This is a genomic window from Nannocystis sp. RBIL2 (assembly GCF_026626745.1).
GTDB lineage: Bacteria > Myxococcota_A > Polyangia > Nannocystales > Nannocystaceae > Nannocystis.
This window is the reverse complement of sequence record NZ_JAPNJW010000002.1, coordinates 2,395,714-2,421,328: the sequence shown is the minus strand read 5'-3', so window position 1 is coordinate 2,421,328 and position 25,615 is coordinate 2,395,714. Positions and strand designations below refer to the sequence as shown.

20 protein-coding genes are annotated in these 25,615 nt (G+C 71.5%); 8 read left to right on the top strand and 12 right to left on the bottom strand.

Going from position 1 to position 25,615, the window contains the following annotated elements; all coding sequences use genetic code 11:
- The first annotated feature begins 68 nt into the window (after positions 1-68).
- The 5 genes from OV090_RS34720 to OV090_RS34700 all read left to right on the top strand — a co-directional run bounded on the left by OV090_RS34720 (position 69) and on the right by OV090_RS34700 (position 8,594).
- Positions 69-1,706: a hypothetical protein gene (locus OV090_RS34720; RefSeq protein WP_267708989.1), complete on the top strand. Its 1,638-nt coding sequence runs from the start codon at positions 69-71 to the stop codon at positions 1,704-1,706.
- 264 nt (positions 1,707-1,970) lie between these two features.
- Entirely contained in the window at positions 1,971-2,879 is a 909-nt protein-coding gene (locus tag OV090_RS34715) for a branched-chain amino acid transaminase (RefSeq protein WP_267708988.1), read from the top strand.
- Between the two features lie 6 nt (positions 2,880-2,885).
- Positions 2,886-5,600 carry an MMPL family transporter gene (locus OV090_RS34710; protein WP_267708987.1) on the top strand — a complete coding sequence of 905 codons (2,715 nt, stop codon included), beginning with the start codon at positions 2,886-2,888 and terminating at the stop codon, positions 5,598-5,600.
- Between the two features lie 236 nt (positions 5,601-5,836).
- Positions 5,837-6,607: an outer membrane lipoprotein-sorting protein gene (locus tag OV090_RS34705; protein WP_267708986.1), complete on the top strand. Its 771-nt coding sequence runs from the start codon at positions 5,837-5,839 to the stop codon at positions 6,605-6,607.
- Positions 6,608-6,710: 103 nt separating this feature from the next.
- Positions 6,711-8,594 (top strand): hypothetical protein, encoded by a 1,884-nt coding sequence (locus tag OV090_RS34700; RefSeq protein ID WP_267708985.1) that lies wholly within the window; start codon positions 6,711-6,713, stop codon positions 8,592-8,594.
- A gap of 60 nt (positions 8,595-8,654) precedes the next feature.
- On the opposite strand, the gene OV090_RS34695 is transcribed toward OV090_RS34700, so the two are convergent.
- From OV090_RS34695 to OV090_RS34680, 4 genes are all read right to left on the bottom strand, one after another.
- Positions 8,655-9,758 carry an ATP-binding protein gene (locus OV090_RS34695; RefSeq protein ID WP_267708984.1) on the bottom strand — a complete coding sequence of 368 codons (1,104 nt, stop codon included), beginning with the start codon at positions 9,756-9,758 and terminating at the stop codon, positions 8,655-8,657.
- Entirely contained in the window at positions 9,755-10,138 is a 384-nt protein-coding gene (locus tag OV090_RS34690) for a hypothetical protein (RefSeq protein ID WP_267708983.1), read from the bottom strand. The genes OV090_RS34695 and OV090_RS34690 overlap by 4 nt, the downstream gene beginning before the upstream one ends.
- 11 nt (positions 10,139-10,149) lie before the next feature.
- A complete protein-coding gene (locus OV090_RS34685; protein WP_267708982.1) occupies positions 10,150-10,593 on the bottom strand; it encodes a hypothetical protein in 444 nt (147 codons plus the stop codon).
- Between the two features lie 89 nt (positions 10,594-10,682).
- Positions 10,683-12,152 (bottom strand): FAD-binding protein, encoded by a 1,470-nt coding sequence (locus OV090_RS34680; protein ID WP_267708981.1) that lies wholly within the window; start codon positions 12,150-12,152, stop codon positions 10,683-10,685.
- A gap of 334 nt (positions 12,153-12,486) precedes the next feature.
- Between OV090_RS34680 and OV090_RS34675 the strand changes: the two genes are divergently transcribed.
- Complete coding sequence (locus OV090_RS34675) at positions 12,487-13,764, top strand: cytochrome P450 (protein WP_267708980.1); 1,278 nt, start codon at positions 12,487-12,489, stop codon at positions 13,762-13,764.
- Positions 13,765-14,047: 283 nt separating this feature from the next.
- The gene (locus OV090_RS51145) at positions 14,048-15,289 is read left to right on the top strand and encodes a cytochrome P450 (RefSeq protein ID WP_267708979.1); all 1,242 of its coding nucleotides are present in this window, start codon (positions 14,048-14,050) and stop codon (positions 15,287-15,289) included.
- A gap of 9 nt (positions 15,290-15,298) precedes the next feature.
- Here OV090_RS51145 and OV090_RS34665 read toward each other — a convergent pair whose 3' ends face one another.
- The 6 genes from OV090_RS34665 to OV090_RS34640 form a co-directional block, all read right to left on the bottom strand.
- The gene (locus OV090_RS34665; protein ID WP_267708978.1) at positions 15,299-15,988 is read right to left on the bottom strand and encodes an SMI1/KNR4 family protein; all 690 of its coding nucleotides are present in this window, start codon (positions 15,986-15,988) and stop codon (positions 15,299-15,301) included.
- Positions 15,989-16,008: 20 nt separating this feature from the next.
- Entirely contained in the window at positions 16,009-17,172 is a 1,164-nt protein-coding gene (locus tag OV090_RS34660) for a DUF4150 domain-containing protein (RefSeq protein ID WP_267708977.1), read from the bottom strand.
- Between the two features lie 20 nt (positions 17,173-17,192).
- On the bottom strand, positions 17,193-18,236 hold the full coding sequence (locus OV090_RS34655; RefSeq protein WP_267708976.1) for a hypothetical protein: 1,044 nt from the start codon (positions 18,234-18,236) through the stop codon (positions 17,193-17,195).
- Between the two features lie 85 nt (positions 18,237-18,321).
- Positions 18,322-19,323, bottom strand: a complete 1,002-nt coding sequence (locus OV090_RS34650; protein WP_267708975.1) for a DUF2169 domain-containing protein — start codon at positions 19,321-19,323, stop codon at positions 18,322-18,324.
- 582 nt (positions 19,324-19,905) lie between these two features.
- The gene (locus OV090_RS34645; RefSeq protein WP_267708974.1) at positions 19,906-22,311 is read right to left on the bottom strand and encodes an AAA family ATPase; all 2,406 of its coding nucleotides are present in this window, start codon (positions 22,309-22,311) and stop codon (positions 19,906-19,908) included.
- Positions 22,312-22,450: 139 nt separating this feature from the next.
- Complete coding sequence (locus OV090_RS34640; RefSeq protein ID WP_267708973.1) at positions 22,451-23,635, bottom strand: hypothetical protein; 1,185 nt, start codon at positions 23,633-23,635, stop codon at positions 22,451-22,453.
- 70 nt (positions 23,636-23,705) lie between these two features.
- Between OV090_RS34640 and OV090_RS34635 the strand changes: the two genes are divergently transcribed.
- Positions 23,706-24,323: a gamma carbonic anhydrase family protein gene (locus OV090_RS34635; protein ID WP_267708972.1), complete on the top strand. Its 618-nt coding sequence runs from the start codon at positions 23,706-23,708 to the stop codon at positions 24,321-24,323.
- 100 nt (positions 24,324-24,423) lie between these two features.
- Here the strand turns inward: OV090_RS34635 and OV090_RS34630 are convergent, their stop codons facing one another.
- Both OV090_RS34630 and OV090_RS34625 read right to left on the bottom strand, forming a co-directional pair.
- Complete coding sequence (locus tag OV090_RS34630; RefSeq protein ID WP_267708971.1) at positions 24,424-24,930, bottom strand: hypothetical protein; 507 nt, start codon at positions 24,928-24,930, stop codon at positions 24,424-24,426.
- A 74-nt stretch (positions 24,931-25,004) separates the two neighbouring features.
- Positions 25,005-25,508: a DUF1566 domain-containing protein gene (locus OV090_RS34625; protein ID WP_267708970.1), complete on the bottom strand. Its 504-nt coding sequence runs from the start codon at positions 25,506-25,508 to the stop codon at positions 25,005-25,007.
- Positions 25,509-25,615: the final 107 nt, after the last annotated feature.

The window sequence follows — 25,615 nt, the reverse complement described above, 5'->3', positions numbered from 1 at the left end:
CCTGTCAAGCGCCCCCACCGATCCGCTCGGGCTCGTCGCCTCGGCCGAAACCTGGCACCATCGCGGCGATGGGATCGATCCGGCCGAACGCGACGATCGCTGCGAACAGTTGGGCGGCCGCCGTCGCTCTGGCGCTGGTGGTCGCCGGCGTGCCGCCGGTGGCCGGCGCGAACCAGCCGGTGGCGGAGGACGGTCCGGTGGTCGCGGTCGCGCCGGTCGAGGTCGCGGTCGACGTCGAGCGCCCGCCGCCGGAGCTCGCCGCCCCGCCGGTGACGGCGCTGGGCCACGCGCAGGAGCTGGCGGCCAGCGGGCGGTTCGCCGAGGCGGCGCAGATCTACGAGGCCCAGGGGCAGACCACCGGGGATCCGCGGTTCCTCTATCACGCGGCGATCGCCCGCTCGCGGGCCGATCAGCACGCGCTCGCGCTGCGCCTGCTCGACGAGTGTGTGCGGCGGATGAGCGCCGCAGGTCCGCTGTCCGAGGCGGTCCGTCGCCACCTGGAGGCCGCCCGCGAGCGCGAGCTGCAGGCGACTGTCCACGTGCAGCTGCAGGTGCTCGAGGGGTCGCAGGCGGTGCCGGAGGCGACCCTGGCGGCGGCCCGGCTCTCCCTGCGTCGGCTCGGGCCGGCGGGCGAAGCTGTCCCCGGGGACAGCTTCGAGCTCATCGGTCGGCCCGCCGCCGGCCTCCACCTCGACCCCGGCCGCTGGCAGGTCGACCTCGACGTGCCCGGCTTCGCGCCGGCGCGGCTGGTCGCCGAGGCGACGTCGTCGTGGTCGTTGCAGCTGCACCGACGCAAGGTCGTCGTCGACCTGCGGTTCTCGCCGGAGCGGGCGCTCCGCGGCGGGCAGCTCCGGCTGCACGCGCTCGACCACGCCTCGCCGTTCGCGCTGGAGCGCCCGCTCGCGGGCCCGACGGCGACGGTCACGCTGACGCCGGGGGTGTGGCGGCTGCAGGTGCGGGCGCGCCGGCACGGGGCCGACATCGACCTGGCCATTCGAACAGGTCAGCCGCCGATCGACGTCGCGCTGGCCCGGCGCAAGCCGGTCGACGACCAGCAAGTGAAGCGCGACCCCAAGCTGATGTTCGGGCTGTTCGGCGCGTTCATCGCCACGTACTTCACCGGCGTCGGCCTCCTGGTCGCCGCGGCCAACCGCGAGAAGCGGGCGGAGCGGCGCGACGCGGCGGCCCACGAGGAGGCCGGCGTGGAGCCGGGCGCGACGGAGATCGATCCGGCGGCGGCGGCGGCGATCGAGGCGACGTACCCGGCGGCCCAGTGGCACCGCGACCTCGAGCGCGCCGGCGACCTTCACACTGCCGGCGGGGTGATCGCGGGCGCGAGCATCGGCTCGATCGCCACGCTCCTGCCGCTGGCGTTCCGGGCCCGGCGGCGCGCCCTGGTGTTCGAGCTCGGGCTCGGCGGGGTGCTGCTGGCCGGGGGCGGCGGCTGGCTGGGCTTCGCCCTCGGCGAGCGCGAGCGGCTGCTCGACCATCCCGAGCTGCGGGTGACCGCGGCCCGCCTCGAGCGGACCGACCCCCAGCGGATCGCGGCGGCCCTGTTCACCGGCCTGGGCGCGGGCCTGGTGTTGTTCTCCGGGATCGCGCTCCTCCACGACGCCGCCGACCGCCGCAAGCGCGCGCGCGCGTTCGCAACCGCGCCGTGGGCCGCCCCCGGCCTGGCCGGCTGGTCGCTCGCGGGCCGGTTCTGAGGTGGCCGAGCCCCTCGCGGTCGCCGCGTCGGCGCCGGACTGCTGTCCGCGGCAGGCCGGCAGCAATCCCGCCGGAGTCGCGGGCGCGCGCGGCTTGCATGTGCAGCGAGCGCCGGATCTCGGATGTCCCAAGAGACATGTCGGTGCGCTGCGGCCGTCGCGGCTCCGTGAGCTGGCTCGCGCCTGCACCCGCGGAGCGCGGCCAGCGAGCAGGCGGCTGCGCAGTGGCGAGCCGCCAGTTTCCTCTGGCATCCTCCGCGCCGCATGGTCACCTACCTCGATGGCAAGTTCGTCGACGACGCCGATGCGGTCGTCAGCGTGCGCACGCGCGCGCTGAATTACGGTCTCGGCTGTTTCGGGGGGATCCGCGGCTACCTGGCCGCCGACGGGCGGCAGATCAACCTGTTCCGCGTCAGTGACCACATCACCCGGCTGATGCACTCGGCGCGGGTGCTGCACATGCGCCTGCCGGGCGACCACGCCGAGACCTGCGGCCTCGTCGGCGAGCTGCTGCGGCGCAACGAGGTCCACCACGACGTCTACGTGCGCCCGCTGGTGCTGAACGGCTCGACCAAGCTGGCGCCGGTGATGCGCGAGGAGGACAGCGTGCTGGCGATCTACTGCCTGCCGCTGCAGCGCTACATGGAGAAGGACGCGATCGACGTGTGCGTGTCGTCGTGGCGGCGCGCGACCGACAACGCGATCCCGGCCCGGACCAAGGCGACCGGCCTGTACCTCAACAGCGCCCTGGCCCGCCGCGAGGCCCACGACAACGGCTACGACGAGGCGATCTTCCTGACCGAGTACGGCAAGGTCTCGGAGGGCAGCGCCGAGCACGTGTTCATCGTCCGCGACGACGTGCTCTACACCCCGCCGAGCACCGAGGACAACCTCGACGGCATCACCCGCCGCTCGCTGATCGCCCTGGCGACCGAGGACCTCGGCCTCAAGGTGGTCGAGCGGGTCATCGGTCGCACCGAGCTGTACGTCTCCGACGAGCTGTTCCTGTGCGGCACCGGGGCGCAGATCCAGGCGGTCCGCTCGGTCGACAAGCGCACGATCGGCAACGGCGGCATCGGCCCCGTCACCGCTCGCCTCACCGAGCACTTCAACAACGTGGTCCGCGGCCGCGTCGAGGCGCGCCGCGGCTGGCTGACCCCCGTCTGGGAGTGAGCCGGCATGCGCGACCACCCGTTCGTCCGCGCCCGCTGGGCCATCCTCGCGCTCGCCGTCGGCGTGGCGGCGCTGATCCTCCCTGGCCTCGGGGCCATCCGCGAGGACAACGACGTGCTCGCGTTCCTGCCGCCCGACCACCCCGACGTGGTCGCGTTCCGCGAGGTCGCCAAGCGCTTCGGCGTGCTCGAGGTCGGCCTCGTCGGCCTGACGAAGCCCGACGGCGACCTGCTGGCTGTGGACCGGGTCGACGAGGTGCGCGAGCTGGGCCGCGAGATCGCGCGCAAGGACGGCGTGCGCATGGTGCTGTCGTTCGCCGATCTGCCCGACCCGCGCGTCACCGACGACGGGCTCGAGATCGCCGAGCTGGTGCCCGAGGCGCTGCGCGACGAGGCGAAGATCCGCGAGAAGGTGCTCGGCTCGACCGACGCCGTCGGCACCATGGTCTCGCGCGACGGCCGGGCCGCGGCCCTGATGGTGTTCCTGATGCACCACGAGGACCGCGCCGCGGCGGCCGACGCCCGCTCGGCGACGATCCGGGAGATCCGCGCCACCCTGGGCAGCGCCTGGAAGGGCGAGAGTCACCTCGGCGGCGCGCCCTTCATCGAAGACGTGGCGGCCACGGCCAGCCGCGCCGACCTCGACAAGCTGTCGCCGATCGTCATCGGCGTGCTCGTGCTGGTCTCGGCGGTGCTGCTCGGCACCATCGTCGCCGCGGGGATCAACCTCGTGCTCACCGGCCTCGGCGTCGGCCTGGTGCTCGGCGCTCACGGGGTGTTCGGCGAGGCGTTGACGATCGTCAGCAGCTCGATGCCGGTGCTGATGGTCGCGCTCGGCGGCGCCTTTGGCGTGCACATGCTCGCGGGCTACCAGCGCCAGAGCGGCACCAGCCGCGAGCGCGCGAGCGCGACCCTGCGCGAGCTGTGGCTGCCGGTCCTGCTCAGCGGCCTGACCACCGCGGTGTCGTTCTTCGCCCTGACGATGATGCCGCAGCTGCCGATGCAGCGGTTCGGCGTGACCGCCGGCGTCGGGGTGCTGGTGCTGCTGGCGCTGGCGCTGATCGTGCTGCCGGCGATCCTGTCGGTCCTTCCGGACAGGTTGATGCCGCCGCGGACCGAGCGCGCGATGCCGCTGCGGCTGCGCCCGAACCTCTGGCTGTTGCTGCTGCTGGCGCTGGTCGGCGCCGGCGTGGCGTCGACGCTGCGGGCCGACGCCGACCCGACCGAGGTGTTCTCGGAGGACAGCGAGCCGATGCGCTCGAACCGGTTCTTCAACGAGCACTTCGGCGGCTCCACGTACCTGCAGGTCGCCGTCGAGGCCGCGCAGCGCGGCGACACCGATCGCAAGGCGCTGGCCGAGCCGACGGCGCTGCGAGAGATCCGCGACCTCGCCGAGCAGGTGCGGGCGATCGACGGCGTGGTCGACGTGCGCTCGATCGTCGAGCCGCACGCGCTGCTCAACGAGGCGCTCGGCGGGCGCCGCGGCGTGCCCGAGACCCCGGGGCGCGCGTCGCGGGTGTTCGCGCTGCTGCAGGGTCACCCCGCGGTCGCGCAGCTGGTCACCGAGGACACCGCGGGGGCCTTGATCCACATCAAGCTGGCGCCGATGTCGGGCGACCAGCAGGTCGTCGTCGCCGACGCGGTGCGGACGCTGCTCGATCGCCACGCGACCGGCGGCTTCGTCATCGCGCCGACCAGCGACGCGAAGGTGCGCGCGGTCCAGGTGCAGGAGGTCGGGCAGCGGCTGTCACGGATCCTCGGAAGGCCCGTCGACGCCGACAAGCTGCTGCAGGCCTCGCCGGCCAGCGCGCCGTCGTCGGCGCTGATCGCCGCGCTCAAGGAGGTCCGCGACCGCGCGCTCGACTCCGAGGACAGCCCGGTCGAGGGCGTGCCGCGCGAGGAGATCGACGCGATCGATCCGGCCAGCATCGTCACGCCGCGCGGCGCCGAGCTCGAGGCGCTGCTGCGCGACAAGCTGCCGACCCTGGCCGCCAAGGATCCCGAGGGCATCGGCTTCGTCGCCAAGCACCTCGGGCCGTGGGCGGACGACGCGCTGGCGCGCTTTCAGGTCGAGGCCCGCTGCGGCGCGCTCGACCTGCCGCTGCAGGCGCCAGCCGACGCGGCCGGTCCGACCTGCGCCTCGGTGAAGGGCGCGCTGTCGGAGCTCGACGACGACGAGTGGCGCGTGGCCGACGGCGAGGGTCGCGGCCTGTCCTTCAAGACACGTCTCACGGGCCAGCCCGTGATCGGCGCCGCGTTCGCGGAGAGCGTCACGCGCAGCCTGTTCACCTCGACCGGCGTGTCGCTGGTGGGCCTGGCGCTGACGCTGCTGCTGGCGCGACAGATGCTCGCGCTGGTGCCGGCGGTGTGGTGCCTGTGCGTGACGATGGGGATCTTCGGCCTGCTCGGCATGCCGATCAGCGTCGGCACCAGCATGATCTCCTGCATCGCCGTCGGCGCCGGCGTCGACTTTGCGATCCACCTCAACTTCCGCGCGCGGACGTACACGACCCCGGACGCCGGCGTGCGGGCCGTCGACGACATCGGCGTGGTCACGCTGATCTCGGCCTTGCAGCTCGCGGCGGCGTTCCTCGTGCTGCTCGCGTCCGAGATGGCGCCGCTGCGGGACCTCGGGCTCGGCCTGGCCATCGCGCTGGTCGGCGCGGCCCTCGGCGCTTGCTGGTTCGCGCCGTGGCTGGCGCGCCCAGGGGTGCGCAAGTAGGTGCGCAGCACGGTCGCAAAGGCCGCGGAGTGACTTCTGTGATCCGGATCACCGGACCGATGCGGAGAGACATGCTCGCGGGCGGCGCTCTCCGTCCTTATCGCCCACAACTGGGTGTCATGGCGGGGCATGGACAGAATAGTCGCCGTGATCGGTCGTCCAACGCGCCGCGTGCGACCGCCCGGCGTGGCGGCGCGCGTCACCTGTCCCCCTGATACACTCCGGAGCTCGAAGCCATGAAGTCAGTCACCTTCCTCCTCGCCTCGGCCCTCGTGTTGCCCGCGACCCTCACGGTCGCCCCGCAGGCAGTGAGCGCCGCCGAAGACGCGTTCAGCAAGGGTGCTGCGATTCTCAAGGTCGCCGACGAGCGGGCCGCGAAGTTCCCCGACCAGACCTATACGGCGTCGATGGAGATCTTCAAGAGCGGCAACCTCCGCCAGACGATGGTCTTCAAGATGTCGATGAAGGGGCTGGAGAAGCAGTTCATCCACTTCACCGCCCCTGGTGACGTCGCGGGCATGAAGATCCTCATGGAGGACCGCGACACGATTTACATGTACAGCCCCGAGTTCCAGAAGGTGCGCCGCGTCGCGGCCCACATGCAGAACCAGGGCTTCCTCGGCAGCGAGTTCACGCCCGAGGACATGGTGCTCGCCAAGCTCTCGCCGTCGTTCGACGCCGAGCTGATCGGCAAGACCGGCGACGAGACCAAGCTGGTCCTCAAGCCGAAGGCCGGTCAGAACACGTCCTTCAGCAAGCTCGAGATCTTCATCGACTCGAAGGTCGGCGGCGTCACCCGGATCCACTACTTCGACGCCGGCGGCAAGCACACCCGCACGCAGGTGCGCGAGGCCTGGACGCCGTTCGAGGGCACCCAGATCCCGACCAAGATCCGCATGAAGAACCTCAAGACGGGCGACGAGACCGTCATCAACCTGTCCGAGATCGACGTGAAGACCCCCGTCTCCGACGATCTGTTCTCCCGCCGCACGCTGATGCGCGGGTGAGCCTCGAGTGGTGTCGACCGCTGGCGTAAGCATCCTCGGTTTGCAGTGGGCGCTCTGGGCCTTGGCCCAGGCGCCTGCTGATCGCGATTACCAGGGGCCCGAAGTGGTCCCGAACAAGCCCGGCGCGGCCAAGCCCGGGAAGCCGAACACCGACGTCTCGGTCGACGACGTGTTCGGCACCGGCGCGGCCAAGCCGGCCGGCGACAAGCCGCCCGAGTCAGCCAAGCCGGCCGAGCCGGCCAAGCCGGCCGCGAAGCCGAACGCGGGCGGTTCCGACCTGTCGATGGACGACGTGTTCGGCGCCGGCGCCGACACCGGCTCGTCCGAGGCGCCGAAGCGGGGCAGCGAGCCGGCGGGCACGACCACTGCGCGCGACCTCGAGATGGACGACGTGTTCGGCGGCGGCAGCTCGCAGCCGTCGGGCGCGTCCGCCGGGCCGACGACGGTCACGACCACCACGCCGGCGGCGCCCAGCGACAAGCCGGCCGACGCGTCCGCGGGCAAGCAGAAGCTGCAGAGCCCGAGCGAGCAGATCCTGAACAAGACCGGCGGCAAGCTGCACACGCGCTTCCGCATCATCAGCAGCCTCCACTACGACGTCGACCGCGCCGAGCTGCGCAAGATCAGCCGTAACGAGAACCGCGTCGAGTTCTACTTCGCGTACACGCCCAACAAGCACGTCCAGGTGGTCGGCGAGATCGATCCCGTGCTGATGGGCACCAACCAATCGCGCGAGCTCGACGACCTGGCCTCGCAGGTCTACATCCAGCGGTTCCACCTCGAGAGCCGCGCGGCCTACGTCGCCCTCACCGACATCGCTCCGGGCCTCGACATCAAGGTCGGGCGTCAGATCGTCGTGTGGGGCACCGCCGACAAGTTCAACCCGACCAACAACATCAACGCGGACGACCTCGAGGATCGGCCGCTGTTCACCGAGCCGATCGCCAACCAAATGGCGGTCATCGACTACTCGCCGCTGCGCGACCGCGACAAGCTGTACTTCCAGGGCGTGTACATCCCGCTGTTCTTCCCGGCGCTGCTGCCCCCGTCGGCGGCGGCCGGCCTGAAGGACCCGTACGCCGAGACGCCGTTCGCCAACGACCGCGAGCTGGCGAAGATCACGTACCTGCAGGAAGACTACCTGCCGAAGAACCCCAAGCTGGTGCCGCGGGTCTTCGGGCACGTCGAGATGCCCGAGAACAAGTTCTCGAACGGCCAGTTCGCGTTCAAGATGGGCTCGCGTCTCGGCGAGGTCGACATCAGCGCGTCGTACTACTACGGCCGCCACGACATCCCGCTGCCGGTCCAGGCCACGACGACGCAGGTCCACGCGCTCAACGACCCGACCGACCCGCCCGACGGCTACTACTTCCGCTCGGACGTGCGCCTCATCTACCCGAAGATGCAGGTCATCGGCCTCGACTTCGCCACCCAGGTGCCGTTCCTCGGCAACATGGGCCTGTGGGGCGAGGCGGCCCTCATCATCCCCGAGGCCAAGCAGTTCCACATCGACCTGCCGCCGCTGCCCGGCGGCGGCGTCGACGTGACGCCGAACGACGACATGGCCAACCCGGAGGCCTTCATCGCCGGCCCGGCGATCAAGAAGCAGCCGTTCCTCAAGGCCACCGCCGGGTTCGACTACACCTTCGGCAAGCACGTGTACGTGCAGGCGCAGTACCTGCGCGGCATGATCAACGAGTTCGGCGCCGGCCACATCGGCAACTACATCCTCGGCGGCACCGACCTGATCTTCTTCGGCCGCAAGCTGGTGTTCCGCGCGTTCGGCATGGTCGACCTGCCGAACAACAACCCCAAGAACAAGGGCCCCTCCGGCGTCATCGCGCCGGCGCTGCTGTTCGCGCCGCCGTGGGGCTACGTCAACTTCGAGCTCGGCAGCTTCGCCCTGCTCGGCGGCGACAAGACCTACTTCGGCCAGCGGGCCACCGGCTCGTCGATCGTCTACTTCAAGGTGATCGGCTCGTTCTAGGCTCGTTCGGCCTGCACGGAGGGACATGTCTGTGAGGACATGTCCTGGCGAGCATGCCGGTCAGCGCGCGGGACCGTCGACGGGCAGGCGCACGCGGAAGGTCGAGCCGCGGCGCAGCTCGCTGGTGACGACGATCGAGCCGCCGAGCAGGTCGCACAGGCGGCGGCTGATCGCCAGGCCGAGGCCGGTGCCGCCGAAGCGGCGCGTGGCGGTGTCGTCGACCTGGGTGAAGGCGTCGAAGATCGTCTCGAGCTTGTCGGCCGGGATGCCGATGCCGGTGTCGGCGACGGTGATGTCGACGAAGTCCCGGCCGTGCTCGACGTGGTCGCAGGCCGAGAGGGTGATGTCGCCGCCGACGGTGAACTTGTTGGCGTTGCCGAGGATGTTGAGCAGGATCTGCTGCAGCCGCAGCGGGTCGGTGAGGACCTGCGGGCGCCTCAGCTCGACGCGCGCGTGCAGCACGTTGCCGGCCTCCTTGACCGAGGGCGCCAGTGTGGTCTGCAGCTCCTGCAGCAGGGTGCGCAGGTCGATCGACTCGAGCCGCACGTCGACGCGGCCGGCCTCGATCCGCGCGAGGTCGAGGACGTCCTGGATGAGGTTGAGCAGGTGGCGCGAGGCGATCTGCAGGCGGTCGACGTCGACGGTCAGCGCGTCCTGGCCGGCGTCGACCAGGTCCTCGCGGATGATCTCGGAGTAGCCGATGATGGCGTTCAGCGGGGTGCGCAGCTCGTGGCTGATGTTGGCCAGGAAGGCGCTCTTGGCCCGGCTGGCGGCCAGCGCCTCGTCGCGCGCGCCCACCAGCGCCTTCATGGTGTGCGACAGCTCCTCGCCCATCATGTTGAGGCCGATCGCCATCGCGTTGATGAGCTCGTCGTTGTCGTCGTGGACCAGCGCGCGGCGGTCGTAGTCGAGGGCCGCGAACGCGGTGATGGTGTTGAACAGCTCCTCCATCTGCCGCTCGGTCCGCTCGCGATAGTCGCGCAGGGCGGCGAGCTCGGCGGCCACCACCGCCAGCGCCGTCTCGGCGGCCGCCCGCGGGTCGCTGGCGAACGCGGCGGCGTCCGGCGCCAGAGCGACCGCGGCGCGCAGGAGCGCGACGATGCGGGGGTCCGAGAGATCCGCGGGAGGATCGTGCCCGGGCCGATGGCCTGAGGAGTCGGTCACACCACCTGCTCTTTGAGCCAGACGAGCGCGTCGTTCTCGGAGTGGAACAGGCGCAGCGGGAAGGGCGGCCTGTGGACGTTGGTGTAGAAGTTGCCGAACATCCGCCCGACCTGCGAGTCGATCAGCATCGCCAGCGCGGACACGCGGTCGGCGGCCTCGGGCCGGACGTAGTAGAGGCGGGCGTCGCGGTCGAGGCCGCGCGAGGCCCGGGTGTCGAGCAGCATCGGCAGCTTGCGGCCCTCGGCCAGGTCGTCGACGGCGCGCGAGTTCACGTGGGCGTCGTCCAGCGTGTGCGTCGCCGTCGGCAGCACCACGCAATGGACGATCCCGTCTTCGATCCAGATCCGTTCGGTGCGGGTGACGATCTCTCGCAGCTCCATGCGCTGGCCTTTTACGTCCGGTCGCCCGGGGCGCTGGGGTCCTGAGTGATGAAGCTGCGCAGCCAGGCGATGGCCTCGTCGACGTCGGCGAACATGCGGAACGGGAAGCGGGTCTTGTTGAGGCCGATGAAGAAGTTGCCGATCACGCGGCTGACGTTCGAGCGCACCAGCATCGCCGCCGCGAGGTTGACGCGCTGGGCCTCGGAGCCGGCGTAGTACTCGCGGCATTCGCGGGTGGCGGAGCTGGCGTGGGCCCGCATGTCGAGCAGCAGCGGCCGCGGCTTACCCGCGGCCAGGGTGGCGACGGCCTCGACATTGACGATCGCGTCATCGAGGTCGGCGACGAGGCCCGGCTTCACCTCGGCGATCACGTAGCCGTCGGGGTGAAGCCATAGCCGCTCGGTCCGGGTGTCGATCACGCCGCGGGCATCTCGGGGGATGAACGACTCGCTCATGCGCGCGGCCAGGATAGCGGACCGGCCGCGCGTTGGGGGCACGGAGAAGCGCGCGGCGGGCGACGCCGCGCGCGGCGCCGAGTTCGCGCTCACCACAGGAAGATGCCCTGGCCGGGAGTCAGGGTGTTGGTGGGATCGAAGATCAACTTGCGGGCCAGGACCTGCGGCCAGCGGGCGCCGTAGTGGATGACCCAGTCGGCGAAGTTGAGCTCGACGCTGCCGATCGAGTAGCGCTTGCCGCCGACTTCTCGCACGCCCTCGTACACCGCGCGGTTCTTCGCTACCAGGTCCGCGGCCACCGCCGGGTCTGCCGAGGAGGCCCAGCGAAGCAGCGAGAACAGCACGTTCACCGGCTCGTTCGCCAGCGGGATGAACGGCGCGGTCACCTTGCTCCGCGGGAACGGATAGATGAGCACCGGGCCGTAGCCGATGTCGATCGCGGGGGTCTCGGCGAGGGTCGACTCGATGAAGTCTGCGGCCTCGGAGAGCGGCAGGAAGAAGTCGGTCAGCGGGTGGGGCAGGTACCACTCGCCGGTGATCTTGGTGAAGGCGACGATCGGCGCCAGGCGGTCGAAGAACTCGTAGAGCGTCTGGGTGTCGGCCGCTTCGGTGCCCGGGATGAAATTGAGCCCGGCCAGCATCGCGGCGTCGTCGGGCGGCGAGGCGGGGTCGAAGTACTTGACGCACTCGATCGTGATCACGTAGCTGTCGTCGGGCTGCGGGAAGCCGAGGCCTTCCACGTAGTCGAACCGACCCTCGTTCATCAACGCGACCTGGTCGGCGAGCAGGGTGGCGACGTCGGCGTAGACGGCCGTGTAGTGGCGCGCCAGCGGCTTGACCGCGATCAGCTTGACGCGCGCCTTGACGATGATGCCGAACTGGCCGAGGCCGCCGCGCACGCTGTTGAACAGGGTCGCCTTGGTGGTCGGCGAGCACACCTCGAGGTCACCGTCGCTGGTGACGACCCATAGCTCGAGCACGTTGTCGGCCTGCAGGCCGTGCTGCGGGGTCTGGCCGCCGATGCCGCCGACCGAGAGGGTGCCGCCGATGCTGAGGTCGATGTGGTCGGTGAGCACCGGCGGGCTCTTGCCGAGCGGCAGGGTCTGCTGCAGCAGCTCGAACCACCGCACGCCGGCGTCGACCACCGCGTCGCCGGCGTTGATGGCGTGGATCTCCGCCAGCGCCGACATGTCGATCACGAGCCCGCACTTGGCCTGCGACTGACCCTGGGTGCTGTGGCTGTTGCCGACCATGCTCATCGGCCCGACCTTGATGCAGTGCTTGCGACAGAACTGGACGGCCTTGCGAATGTCGTCGATCGAGGCCGGCACCAGCACCGCGAGCGGCGTCTTGCTGACGATGTGACCCCAGTCGTCGGCCGCGGCGGCGCGGTCGGCCGGGTCGGTCAAGAGCTCACCCTCGAGGCCGGGGATCTCGAACGCGTCGGCGGCCGCGTCGGAGCACGTCAGCCACGCCTGCGCCGACGGGCTGAAGGCGAGGACGGGGACGGCGGCGGCGCCGTTGCGCAAGAAGGCTCGTCGGGTGCTATGGATCGTCATTGCCAAAATCTCCTGGATGCTGCTGAAGTTCCACGCGCGGCGCATACGTCGCCGCAGCGGAAACGACGGTAACAGAGCCGCGAGCGCGCTGTCTGCGGCGCTTTCGTGTGTGCCACTGTCTCATTCGGCCCCACGGTCGGCACCGGCGCCGACCGCTTGTTCGATGGGACATGGTACAAAGGACATGTCTCAAAGTTTACGGTCAGCTGTCCGCCCGGGGAGCTCCCGGTCTCCGCGGACTCGGCGGTCGCGGACGCGCTTGCACATGCATGGGCGCTCGTGCGCGCGCGGGGCGATTGCTCGCCACCCGCGGAGTCTGGTACCGCTGGAGGCGATGACCGACGACGCCCGCGTGCCCCCGTCGCCCGCCCCGGAGGCCGAGCGCCTCGCGGTCGGCGAGCTGTTCCAGCCGTTCTCCCCCGCGTACCAGGAGGACCCGGCTCGCAACTTCTACGCCGAGGCCCACGCGCGCGCGCCGGTCGCGTACAGCCAGCAGTTCTTCGCCTACCTGGTGACGAGCCACGCCGAGGTGATGCACGTGCTGCGCGAACCGGGGCTGTTCTCGTCGGCGCGCCTGCTCGAGCCGGTGGTGCCGTTCACGCCGGAGCTGCTGGCGCGGCTGCAGAAGGGCCTCTTCCCGCTGCCACCGGGGCTGTTCAACAACGACCCGCCGTCGCACACGCGGGCGCGGCTGTTGTTCTCGAAGGCGTTCACGCCGGCGAGGGTGGCGGCGATGGAGCCGCAGATCCGCAAGTTCGCCGAGGAGTTCGCGGCCGAGCTCGCCAGGGGGCCGGACGAGCTCGAGCTGATGCGCGACTTCACGTTCAAGCTGCCGATGCGGGTGATCGCGGCGCTTGTCGGCGTGCCGTACGAGGACATGCCGCAGTTGAAGAAGTGGCAGGACGACTGGTTCAAGCTGTACGACCCGACGCTCGACATGGAGTCGAAGCTGATCGCGGCCGACGGCTTCGTCGCTTACACGAAGTACTACACCGAGCTCATCGCGCAGCGCCGCGCCAAGCCGACCGACGACCTGATCTCGGCGCTGCTCCGCGCGCGCGAGGGCGAGGACGCGTTGACCACCGAGGAGATGATCTCGCACTTGGTGGTGCTGCTGTTCGCCGGCTACGAGACGTCGGCCAGCCTGATGGGCTCGCTGCTGTTCGCGCTGCTGGAGCAGCCCGAGCTGTGGCGGCGCATCGGCGAGGACGCTGCGCTGCTGCAGACGGCCACGGAGGAGACCCTCCGCATGCACTGCTCGGTGCAGATGGAGCCGCGCCACGCGACCCGCGCGACGTCCGTCGGCGGCGTGGAGATCCCCGCCGGCGCGACGGTGATGACATTCTTCGGCGCGGCCAACTACGACCCCCGCGCGTTCCCCGACCCGCTGCGCTTCGACCTCACCCGCCCGAACCCAGCCCGCCACCTCGGGTTCGGCTGGGGCATCCACAGCTGCCTCGGCGCCAGCCTGGGCCGCCTCGAGGTCCGCGTGGGGATGCAGGCCCTGCGCGCGGCGCTGCCGAACCTCCGCCTCGCCGAGGGCGCCCGCCGCAGCTACCTGCCGAGCATGTTCTTCCGCACGCCGGTGGCGGTGCCGGCCGTACGCGGGTGAATGATCGGACATGCCCACAAGGGCATGTTTTGAGATGCATGGTCGAGAGGACATGTCGTGACGGGCATGTCCTCGAGTTTTTAAGGCGGTCTCGACGGGGCTCGCGGCCGTCGTTCGCGCCGCGGGCGGGTGCGGCGCTCGCGGCGGTCGCGGGGCGGCCGACGCGGCGACGCTGCGCCCGCCGGCAGTGATTCTCGCGCTGGCGCGCCCGCGACGGGCGACGACGAGGGGCTCGCGCGCGCGGCCGCGTTGCCGCGGGCATCGCCCCTCGTACCCTGGGCGGGTGGAGCTCCCGATGGACATCTCGACGGCCCTGTTCTCGCCGGAGACGGCGATCGATCCGCACCCGCTGCTCGCTCGCCTGCGAGGAGCGGCGGCGGTGCACCGCCTCGAGCGCTACGAATGGTGGGCAGTGACCCGCTACGCCGACGTGGCCAAGATCTTGCGGCGCCCGGACCTGTTCTCGTCGGACACCGGGCTCGATCGGCTGCGGCCGCCGCACATCGACGAGCGCACCTGGCGAGAGCTCGACCGCATGCGCGGGCCCAGCATGTTCAACTCGGACCCGCCCGAGCACACGCGGCTGCGCAAGCTGGTCAGCGCCGCGTTCACGCCGCGGGCGATGACGCAGCTCGAGGGGCGGGTGCAGCAGATCGCCAGCCGGTTGATCGCGGCGATCTTGCAGCACGAGACGTTCGACGTGGTCGAGGACCTGGCGATCCCGCTGCCGGTGACGGTGATCGCGGAGATGCTCGGGGTGGACCCGGCGCGCGGGGCCGACTTCAAGCGCTGGAGCGACGACCTGATCGCGCTGAGCCGCCTGGCGCGCGAGCGGCGAGGATCGGCGAACGAGTCGGTGCGGCTGGTGGCGAGCCGGCGCGAGTTCTATGCGCACATGCAGGCGATGATCGCGGCGCGGCGCGAGTCGCCCCGCGACGACCTGATCAGCCAGTTGGTCCGCGCCGAGAGCGAGGAGGGGGCGCTCACCGCCGAGGAGGTGCTGGGGATGGTGTTGCTGCTGCTGGTCGCGGGCAACGAGACGACGACCAACCTGATCGCCACGGGGACGCACCTGCTGCTCGAGCACCCCGACGCGCTGGCAGAGCTGCGCGCCGACCCGGGGCTGGTGCCGAACTTCATCGAGGAGGTGCTGCGCTACGACGGGCCGGCGACGATGCTGTTCCGCCGCACGACTGCCGAGGTCGAGGTGGCCGGGACGCAGATCGCCGCGGGAGAGGTGGTGGTGCTGCTGCTGGGCGCGGCCAACCGCGATCCGGCGCAGTTCCCCGAGCCCGATCGCTTCGACATCCACCGCGACACCCGCGGCCACCTCGGCTTCGGTCAGGGCATTCACTTCTGCGTGGGAGCGCCGCTGTCCCGCCTGGAGGGCCGGATCGCGTTCACGGAGCTGATCCGCCGCCTGCCGGCGTTCGCGCGCGTGGACGCGAGGCCGGCGTGGAACGATCACTCGAGCCTGCGCGGGCTCAGGTCGCTGCCGCTGCGCTTCGCGCGACGCGCGGCGTGAGGCGAGAGCTCAGGTGTTGTCGATCTCGGCGTGCAAACCAGTCTTCCTGGTGATGACGCCGAGGAGCCGCCGCAGCGCGCCCGGGCTGTCGGCGCCGAGGCTGAAGAACAGGACGTCGTCGTCGCCGCCGTCGGGGCTCGAGCGACAGACCAGGGCCGCGTCCGGGCGATCGAAGAGCCCGCAACAGGGACCGGTGGGGACGGGCTGTTCGAAGCGCAAGCCGTCGATCGCCCGCTCGAGGCGCGCGCGCACGTCGGAGCCGTCGGTGCTGATCTCTCCCCGGCAGCGCGCTCGCAGGACCGGCAGCCTGTAGTTCAGCATGAGCTTGTACGCGAGCATCTCGCGCAAGGTCTCGAAGTCGTGCTGGACGAGGTCGTCGCCGATGGCCCGGCTCACGACGAGCGCGTCGCCGCGGCTCGGCCGATCGAGGTCGTACCAGAGGTGCATCGGCACGATGGGGTCGCTCTGATAGCCGATCAGGAGGTACCGCGGGTCGGGCTCCTCGAGCTCTTCGCGGTAACACAACAAGATCCGCTCCACCGAGAAGTCGAGGGTGACGTAATCGAGGGCGCCCATGTGCCGCCCCATCCGGGTCAGAAACCACAGATAGAACGGCGGCAGCGGGCGCCCGGCGTTCGCCTCGATGGTGGCGATGTCCTCCGGGGTGGCGCCGATCCAGCTCTGGGGAGCGTCAGGCACGAGGCGCGCGATCAGGCGCTCTATTTCCTCTTCGCGGGGGTGCATCGACACGCTCCGGCTCCAGGCGATTGATGTTCGCAGCGTGGCGGCTGCTCCTCGGGGCAGAGCAGCATGGTCAACATGACCTGGCAGGTGCCGCACGGAGGCACGGCCTGCTCCCCGCCGAACCAGCCCTGTTTTGGATTGCCCTTCAGGCTGGTGCGAAAGTGGACGAAGACCTTGGCGTTCGGATTGGCCGCAGACCATCGTTCGGTGAGACCGACGGGCCGGGCGCCATGCAGCAATGCGAGCACCACGGCCTGCTGGGCGGCGCACGAACCGGGCGGGTAGTAGGGTTCGCCAGCGCCGCCCTCCCAGCCTTCATTGACCCGTCGGGCGTTCCACTCGACGTTGCGGTGCGCCATCCTGCGCCACGCCCGATCGAACTTGCGAAGCCTCTCCGAGGAGATGAGCTGACGAAAATTCATCCATCGCTCGGTCGGTGGGACGTGCCATGCGCCCGGCAGTTCGGCCTGAAGAGCCGCGTTCTGACGGCCGGAGTTGGCCGCGTAGACCTGGCCGTCCGGGCAGCGGACGACGCCGAGCATGACGCCAGGCACCTTCTTCTTTTTCGCCCGTGCGGTTCTGGCGGCGGCCTGAAAGGTGCTCGCGTCGGCCTTGGTGTCGGCGGTCTCTTCGAGCCGCGCCTTGTCGCCGTGGGCCTTGTGGCACAGGGCGCACTGTTCGTCGCCGACGAGCGCCACGAGGCCGGGGGATTGCACGAGGCCGAGCAGCGTCGCGGCGTTCGGGGGGCTGCCGCTCGGGCCGCAGTTGTTGAGCATCGGGTCGCTGAGCAGGTGGACGTTCTTGCCCTCGACCTTGACGTCCATCGACCCGGGGCCGACGAAGCGGGCGGGGCCCTCGACGTTGGCGGAGACGATGCCGCCGCCGGTGGCCTTGCTGGCGATGTCGCCGATGGAGGTGAAGGTGGCGCCCTTGATGGCGACCTTGTAGCCGTCGAAGGTCACGTTCTTCGAGAAGCCTTTCGGCGAGTTGCTCGACTTGGCGATGTTGGGCAGCGGCGTGGGGACGAACGGGGCCGGCGGGCCGGGCATCTTGCACACGTTGGGCACGGTGGCGGCGGCGATGCCGTTGCTGCCGGTGGTGACTGGGGTCTTCGGCGGGTTGACGGAGATGCTGGACATCGTGAAGACCTCGCGGCGCCTCAGGTCGGTCGTTGCAGGAGCAGGGCGCCGCGGAGGCCGGCGTCGGAGCCGGCGGTGATCATCGCGCGCGGGCCGGGGGCGTAGGCGCGACGGAACGACTGCACCCCGAGGATGGCGCCGAGCGGGACGAAGGCGGCGCCGACGTCGCCCCAGCGATCGGCGGGGGCCTCGTATTTCAATGACTTCCACACTCCGGCGGTGCGCATGGCGACGAAGCCCCATTCCTCGCTGCGGTAGCGCTCGCCGTTGATGTCGTTGTAGTGGGCGTCGACCTGCTCGTCGGGCAGGCGCAGGACGCGGGCGGCGCCGGCGACCGCGTCGCTCATGCCCTCGCCGAAGGTGCCGGTGTCGCTGGTGCGGAGGTGGGCCTCGCGGGCCGTGTGGACGCCGCGCACGACGGCGAGGGCGGGGAGGCGCAGGCGTCGGCGCAGGTCGGGGTGGGCGAGGACGATGCATCCGGCCGCCTCGCCGGGGATGAAGCCGCTGCGCACGCCGGGCTGGGCGCAGCGGCGCTGGTCCTCCAGCCACAGCAGGGTGTCGGCGTGCAGCCAGCTGTCGACGCCGGCGACCCAGCACAGGGCGTCGGGCTCGTCGGCGACGAGGCGGGCGGCCTGCTCGACGGCCTGGACGGCGCCGGCGTGGCCGTGGCCGGCGACCCGGACCTCTGCCTGGAGGCCCGCGCGCCGCATGCAGGCGAGGGCGAGGCCGAGGAGCTCGCCGGCCTCGCGCTTGCCGAAGCCGGGGCGGGCCTCGGGCAGGGCGAGCAGGAGGTGGTGGTGGCCCTGGTGCGAGAGGCCCGCGGCGAGCGAGCGGGCAGCCTCCGCGAGCGCGCTGGCGAGGAGCGGTTCGAGGCGGGCGTTGCCCTCGAGCAGGGGGTCGATGCGCGGGTCGGCGGCGGCGATCAGCGGGGCGCCGTCGGGGGTGGCGAACGGATATTCGCTGCAGCGGGCGATGCCGGCCCGCACCGCGGCGGCGCTGCTGACTGCGTCGTGTCCGACGGGGGTGCGGGCGCCGATGGCGACGATCTCGAGGCGGGGGTTCACGCGGCACCTCGGTGGGGAGAATGGCTCATGAGGGGCGACGGGCCTGTCACGAGGTTGGAGCGCGTGCGGAGAGTGCCGATGGGGTTCACGCGGCACCTCGTTGTTCGCGGATCTCCGTGACGTCGAGGTAGTCGGCGTCGAGGGCCGTCACGCGCAGGCAGCTCTGCCACACGAGCGAGAGGCGTCGCTCCTCCGGCTCGAGGATCAGCGCGGTCAATTGCGAGGGCTGCTCCTGCCGGCGCGCGCCGAAGCGGGTGGTGAAGCCGAGGGCGATGCGCGGGATGTCGACGCGGAGGAGGCCTTCGGGGGTCATGTTGAGCAGCTCGACGCGTTCGCCGAGGACGGGCCCGTGCGCGCGCTGGTCGGCGGGGGCGCTCATGGCGAACTCAGGGTCGTAGTCGGCGGGCAGGAGCGGGCGTCGGGTCTGCTCCCAGCGGGCGTCGTAGGTGCCGGCGAGCTCGCGCCGGGGCGACCAGGACGGGTCGACGGGGCCGAAGCCGGCCGGGCCGCGGGCTTCGGGGTCGCCGTCGGGATACTCGACCTGGTGCGCGGGCTGGCCGGCGCGCGTCAGCGATCGGCGCACGAAGCCGCGGCCGATCGGGTTGCGATCGTCCATCCGCTGCCGCGCGGGATCGGGGTCGGCGGTGTCGAAGCCACCGAACGCGTATTCGTAGCGAATGGGGTGTGTGGTGAATCGTTCGGGGGCGGACAGGCCGACGCCGAGCGAATCGTAGGTGCGCTCGCCGTGGACCAGCAACCGCTTGAACAGCGCGCCGACGCGCAGGCTGACGGGGACGGTGGTCGCCGGCCGGCCGCCGGGGGCGTGGGCGTGGGCGATCGCCAGGACGTCGACGCCGGGCTTGGGCGCCAGGAGGTCGGAGTCGAGGCGCAGGCTCGACGCACCCGGGTCGCCGAAGTACTCGGGGGCGAGCACGGGCGGAGGCTGCACGTCGGACAGGACGGCGCGGCCCTGCAGGTCGACGTCGAAGCTGGCCTTGACGGCGACGATCCACCAATGCACTCCCTCCTTGTCGCGCGCCCAGTTGCGGGCCGCAGCGTAGCTGGTGCGATTGTCCAGAGCCCACATGACAGCGCAGGGTAGCACGGCCGGGCCGCAGTTCGCGGGCGAGTTCGCCCGAGACGAGCGCAACGCCGCTCTGGTCCGCGGATTCGCCGGGGCGCGGGCGCTGCTGCGCGGCGGCAGATTGGGGGATCGGGCGCGCACGGCGGGGGCGCCGGGAGACTGTCGATATGTAAGGTGTGCGTCATGGTCGCGGGGGGCCGGGGCGTGCGCTGACGGAGCGTGCACTATGGCCATTGTCGAGGATCGACTCGTATGAGTACCAGCGGCCTTTCGCGGTGCCACGATTCGTTGCAGGCTCCGTCGAAGCCCTCGCAGCACGTGTCGCGCGGACCGAGGCCTGCGGACCGGCAGTGGATGACTTGATCCGCTACCAAGTGAGCGTGACGAGTCCTGCTCGCTCCCTTGTGCAGATCGACTTGAATCAGCCGAACGGCTCAAGCCGACATCCTGACGGCAGCAACGGGATCGCGGCGGGGGAGGCGAACGGCTCGAGTTGAATGTCCTTTGGGACAGGAGCTCGCGCGAGCGAAGGCCGACGAGCCCCGGCGTGCGGGCTCGTCGTCGCTGCGCTCGGGGCCCCGGCGCTCAGCCGCGCGGTGGGGTGGCGAGCCGGCGCAGGCGGGCGATTCGCCGCTCGACGCGGCCGTAGACGGTGCGCTCGGGGTAGCGGAAGGCGGCGGCGTCGTCGTCGGGCTCGGTCGGGGTGCCGGCGGGTTCGCCGAGGATGAGCTCGACGCCCTCCTCCACGGTGCTGATCGGCCAGATGAAGAAGCGGCCCTGGGCGATCGCCTCGAGCACGTCCTCGCCGAGCACGAGGTTGCGGACGTTGCTCTCGGGGATGACGACGCCCTGGGTGCCGGTCAGGGCGTGGGCGCGGCAGACCTCGAAGAAGCCCTCGATCTTCTCGTTGACGCCGCCGACCGGGAGGACGCGGCCGCGCTGGTCGACGCTGCCGGTGACGCCGATGTCCTGGCGCGCGGGCAGGCCCGACAGGCTCGACAGGATGGCGAACAGCTCGGCGGTGGAGGCCGAGTCGCCCTCGATCGGGGTGTAGGTCTGCTCGAACACCACCGAGGCGCCGAAGCTGAGCGGGAAGTCGCGGGCGAAGCGGTCGTGCAGGTAGCCGCTCAGGATCAGCACGCCCTTGCTGTGGATCGGGCCCGACATCTCGACCTCGCGCTCGATGTTGAGCGGGCCGTGGCTGCCGGCGTAGGTGACCGCGGTGACGCGGCTGGGGCGGCCGACCGACTGGAAGCCGTCGCTGACGACGGCGAGGCCGTTGATCTGGCCGACGCTGTGACCCGAGACCTCGACGCGGATGAGTCCGTAGCGGTGGAGGTCGAGCAGGCGGTCGCGCATCTGCCCCTGACGGTCCTGCATCAGCCGGAACGCGGCTCGCAGGTGCTCCTCGGTCAGCTCGTCGGCGTCCTTGGCCAGAGAGGTGGCCTCGGTGATGAGGTCGCTGAGCAGGCCGAGGTTGGTGGTGAGGCGGTGCTGGTCCTCGGCCAAGCGGGCGCCGTACTGCATCAAGAACGCGACGGCGCTGCGCGAGCAGCGGGACAGGCCGCGGTTCGAGGCCAGCCAGGCGGCCACGCCAGGGTACACGCGCAGACCTTCCTCGAAGGACATGTCGTCCTCGAAGTCGGCCCTGATCTTGAACAGGCGGCTGAACTCGGGGTCGAGCTCCTGCAACTGGTGGATCAGGTCGGGGTCGGCGACCAGCACGACCTTGACGTCGAGCTCGACCGGCTGGATCCGCAGGCTCGGGCCCTCGTCCTCCTCGTGCGGCTGGATCGCGCGCGCGAGCAGGCAAGCCTTGAGGTGCTCGTAGACGGCCTCGCGCTTGACCAGCGCCTCGGCGTCGATGATGAGAAAGCCGCCGTTGGCGCGGTGCAGGTCGCCCGCGAGGATCGTGCCGGGCTCGGGGTAGCGGCTGTCGTTCGAACCGGCGACGACGCGGCCGAACAGGCCCGAGAGGGTGACGTTCTGCGCGTGGATGATCGGCGCGACGTCGTCCGGGCGGCTGGTGACGAGCAGCGTCGGCACGACCAGGCCGGGCGGCAGCGGCACGCTCGTCAGCGGCAGGTGGTGGCCCTCTTCGAGGTGGTAGACCTGCTGCAGGTGCTCGTGCAGCCGCTGGCTGTACTTGCGCACCTGATCGGTCGGCAAGGCGCGCTCGGGCACCGCGGCGAAGCTGGCGGCGATGTTGTTGCGCAGGGCGGCGCGCTGGCGCTGCAGCAGGGTCTGCTGGATCTCCGCCTCGAGCAGCGCCAGCTGGCGCTGGGTCTCCTCGACGTGCGGGCGCACGGCCTCGATCGCGTCGAGCACCTGGCGGTTGAGCCGGGCCTCGGCCTCGGCCTCGCTGTCCTCGGCGTCGCTGGCGGGGTCGCCCGTGGGGGCGGTTTCGGGGCTGGCGACCTCGTCCTCGTCGTCCTCGTCCTCGAGCGGGACGAAGTCGAAGCCGTCGTCGCCGGCGACCAGGCCGAGGCCGTGCTCGGCGGCGATCTTGCTCAGCTGGTCGTGGATCTTGCGCTCGGCCGCGCTCTGCTCGCGGTGGATCTCGACCTGCAGCCGGTGGCGGACGCGGCCCTCGAACACGTCGTGGACGGCGGCCTCGAGGCGGGCGTGCAGCTCCTCCATGGCGCGGACGAAGGCCGGACCTGCTCCTGCGGGCAGGAACGCAGGGACAGGTTCCAAAGGCCAGCGAGGGTTGACGAGCAGGACGAGGTCGCGCGGGGCGGGGCGGCGCCGGGCCTCCTCGCGGGCGAGGGCGACCGCGGTGAAGGTGCGGCCGGTGCCGCGGCGGCCGACGACGGCGACGTTGAAGCCGGGGGCGCGCTCGGCGAGGCCGCGGCGGAGGGCCATGGCCGCGCGGTTCTGCGGGGCGATCCGCAGGTCGAGCACGAGCTCGGACGGACCCTCGGGCAGCGCGTCCTCGCGGACGGTGACGGTGCACTGCTCGGGGCCGAGCGGGGAGACCTGGCGGGTCACGACCGGGTCGGCCGCGGCGGCAGGCGGGCTCAGCCGTACGGTGGTGGACGTCGACGCACCCGCGTCCGTCGCGCCACGAGGGGCGCGGTCGGAGCGGGGGCGGGGCGACTTGGGGCTCGGGCGGGAGCGCGACGGCATCTCAGCTCGCCGGCGCCGGCTCGGGTGCCTTGTCGGCGACGGGGGTGTCGCCGCCGATCGCAGTGATCGTGCGGGCGATGTTCTGCCGCTGGTCGGGGTCGGTCTCGGGGTGCTCGCTGAGCTCGCGGAGGATCTGCAGCATCAGCGTGCGGGTGTCGGCCGGGCCGTTGTTGATGATCTGCTCGAACTGCGCGGTGCAATCGTCCTCGTCGCCGCGGGTGCGGAGGATCCGGATCACGCAGGTGTAGGCCCACTCCGGCGCGCGGTGGTAGAGCGAGGGCAGGCCGCCCAGGAGCACGCCGAGGTACTGGTCGAACTTCTCGAGGACGTAGAGAATGTTCCAGTAGACCCCGTGCGGGTCGTTGTCCTCGAGCAGGTCGAGCAGGCGCGGCAGCACGGCCGGGTCCTCGATCTGCTCGAGCAGCTCGACCAGCGGCGGCAGCTCCTCGCGGATCTCGACCTCGGTGCCGAACTGCGCGAGGTGGTGGATCCGCTGCAGCAGGCCGCCCAGGTTCTCGAGGCTGGGCGGCGGCGGCTCGTCATCGAACTCGTCGTCCTCCTCGGCGATCTCCAGGACGCTCTTCTTGCGCTCGGCCGGCGGGACGGCGGGCTGAAGCGTGAGCGGGGACAGCGGCGCAGCGGGCGCGGCGGGGGTGGCGCGGGTCAGCGCGGCCTCGTCGAGCTCGTTGCCGCCGCCGGCCTCGGCGCCCTCGTCATCGATGTCGGCGCCTTCATCCTCGCCCTCGGCCTCGACCTCGTCGATCTCCTCGTCGGTCTCGACCTCGGCTTCGACCTCGTCCTCGTCCTCGAACTCGGGCTCGCGGGCCTTGGCCGGCTTGCGCGCGGGCTTGGCGACCTCGGCCGGCTTGGCCTTGGCGGCCTTGGCCGGCACCTTGGCCTTGGCCTCGGTCTTGGCGGCTGGCTTGGCCTTGGCGGCCTTCTTCGGCTCCTCGACCGCCGGCTTGGTGGGCTTGGCGGGCTTGGCCGGGGTCGCCTTGGCGGCGACCTTGGCGGGCTTGGCCGCCTTGGCCGGCTTCTCGGCGGGCTTCGCGGCGGCGACCTTCTTGGCCGGGGCGGGAGCCTTCTTGGGCGCTACCTTGGCGCTGGCCTTCTTGGCGCTGGTGCTCTTGGCGGCCGTGGCCTTGGTGGCCTTTTTGGCGGGTTTGGATCGCGTCGACGCTGCCACGGGGCTTTTCTACGCGATCGTACGCGGGGATGGCAAGCCCTCGAGCGAGAGGGGTAGACTTCGGGCCGTCATGGCGTCGCGAACAGTGGTGGATTCCGTGGTGTGCGTGGAAGCTCCGCCGGCGGGTGCCGCGGCGGCCGAGGACCGCGCCAGCGCCCTGCGGGCCCGCTTTCCGGGGGCCATCGTCGAGCGCTATCTCGACCGCGCGCCCGAGGTGGGGCAGCGCGTCAGGATTGCCGCAGGCGCGGCCGTGATCGGCGAGGTGGTGCTCGCCGACGACGTGAGCGTCTGGTACGGCTGCGTCCTGCGCGGCGACGTGAACCGCGTCGAGATCCGCGAGCGCAGCAATGTGCAGGACGGCACGGTGATCCACCTCGGCGACAACGATCCGACCTTCGTCGCCGAAGAGGTCGTGATCGGCCACCGAGCGGTCGTCCACGGCTGCCGGATCGGCGGCGGCACGCTGGTCGGGATCCAGGCGACCATCCTCGACGGCGCGGTGATCGGCGAGGGCTCGATCGTCGGCGCCGGCGCGCTGGTCACCGCCGGCACCGTGGTGCCGCCGCACTCGCTCGTGCTCGGAGCCCCCGGCAAGGTGATCCGCACGCTGACGGCCGCCGACGAGGCGATGCACCGTGGCCTGGCGCACAAGTACGTGCGGCTGGCCCACAACTACCGGGTCGGTTGAGCCCGAGCGCCGGGCGCGCGGCCGGCGAGCTGACCTGAGGTCGCCCGCCCGCGAACTCGTGTGCGCCGGTCTCGAGGCGCGAGGTCGATCGTCGGCGACGTCAACCCGTGGTCGTCGAGCTGCTCGAGGTCGAGCCCGTGGTGGTGGTGTCGCCGGTGGTGGTGGTGGTGTCGCCGGTCGTGGTGGTGTCGCCGGTGGTGGTGGTGTCGCCGGTCGTGGTGGTGGTGTCGCCGTCGCTCGTGGTCGCGCCGGTGGTGACCCCGAGGTCAGGTGGCTCGCAGATGCCGTCGGCGGTGCGGCAGCGCAGGTCGCCGCAGCAGGACTGGTGATCGAAGCACCAGCGCGTGAGGTCGAGCGCGCCGATGCAGGCGCTCTCGTCGGCGCACGCGGCCGGACCGCGCTCCCCGCCGAGCTCGCCGGTGGTCTGGCCGTAGTCGGCGACGCAGATCGCGTCGGTCTCGCAGTCGCCGCTCTGCATGCAGCCCGTGGTGCTCGAGCTGCCGCTGCCGGGCGTCGTGGTCGCGCCTCCGGTGTCGCCGTCGGTCACCGCCGGCAGCGACGGCGGGCGACAGGCGGCGAGGGCGAGGACGACGGCGAGGCGGCGCACGCCGGCGACGATAGCAGGCCCGGGCGCGCGGCTCGAACGCCGCGCGAAGCGCCCCGAGGGCGGCGGCCTGGGCGTCACGGCTCGAACACGCAGCGGACGCGGAACGGCTTGCGGTCGCGCGGGATGGTGGTCTCCTGGCCCGACTTCGGGTCGACGATCCAGGCCTGCGCGGCGTCCTCGGCGAAGGCGGTGCGGGTCCAGTGGAAGCCCTCCGCCTGCTCGAGGTCGGCGATCTCGCCGAAGCGCTTGACCTCGTCGCGGTCGGGCAGGCGCCAGTGCTTGAAGCCGCCGAGCTCGAGGTCGCGGCAATGGGTCTCGCCGGCCGGCTGCAGCTTGTCGGGGCAGGCGTGGCCTTCGTCGCAGCGCTGGACGTAGATCGGCTTCTTGCGGTCGGGCAGCAGGGCGGCGCCGGCGGGCGGGGCAGGCGGGTTCAGCTTGGGCTCGGCGTACGGCTGGGCCTTGGCGGGCGGCTCGGCGGCCTTGGCGGGCGGCTCGGCTGCCGGCGCGGGGGCGGTCTTGGCCGCTTCGGAGCCGCAGGCGGCCAGGAGGGCGAGGACGAGGAGCGATCGCGCGATCACGAGGGCAGGGTAAACAGGTCGGGGCCGATTTAACAAGGCAAGGCAAGGCGACGAGGGCGCGAAAGCGCGCGACGGGCCGTGGGGCAGCTCGACAGGTGAGGTATGGT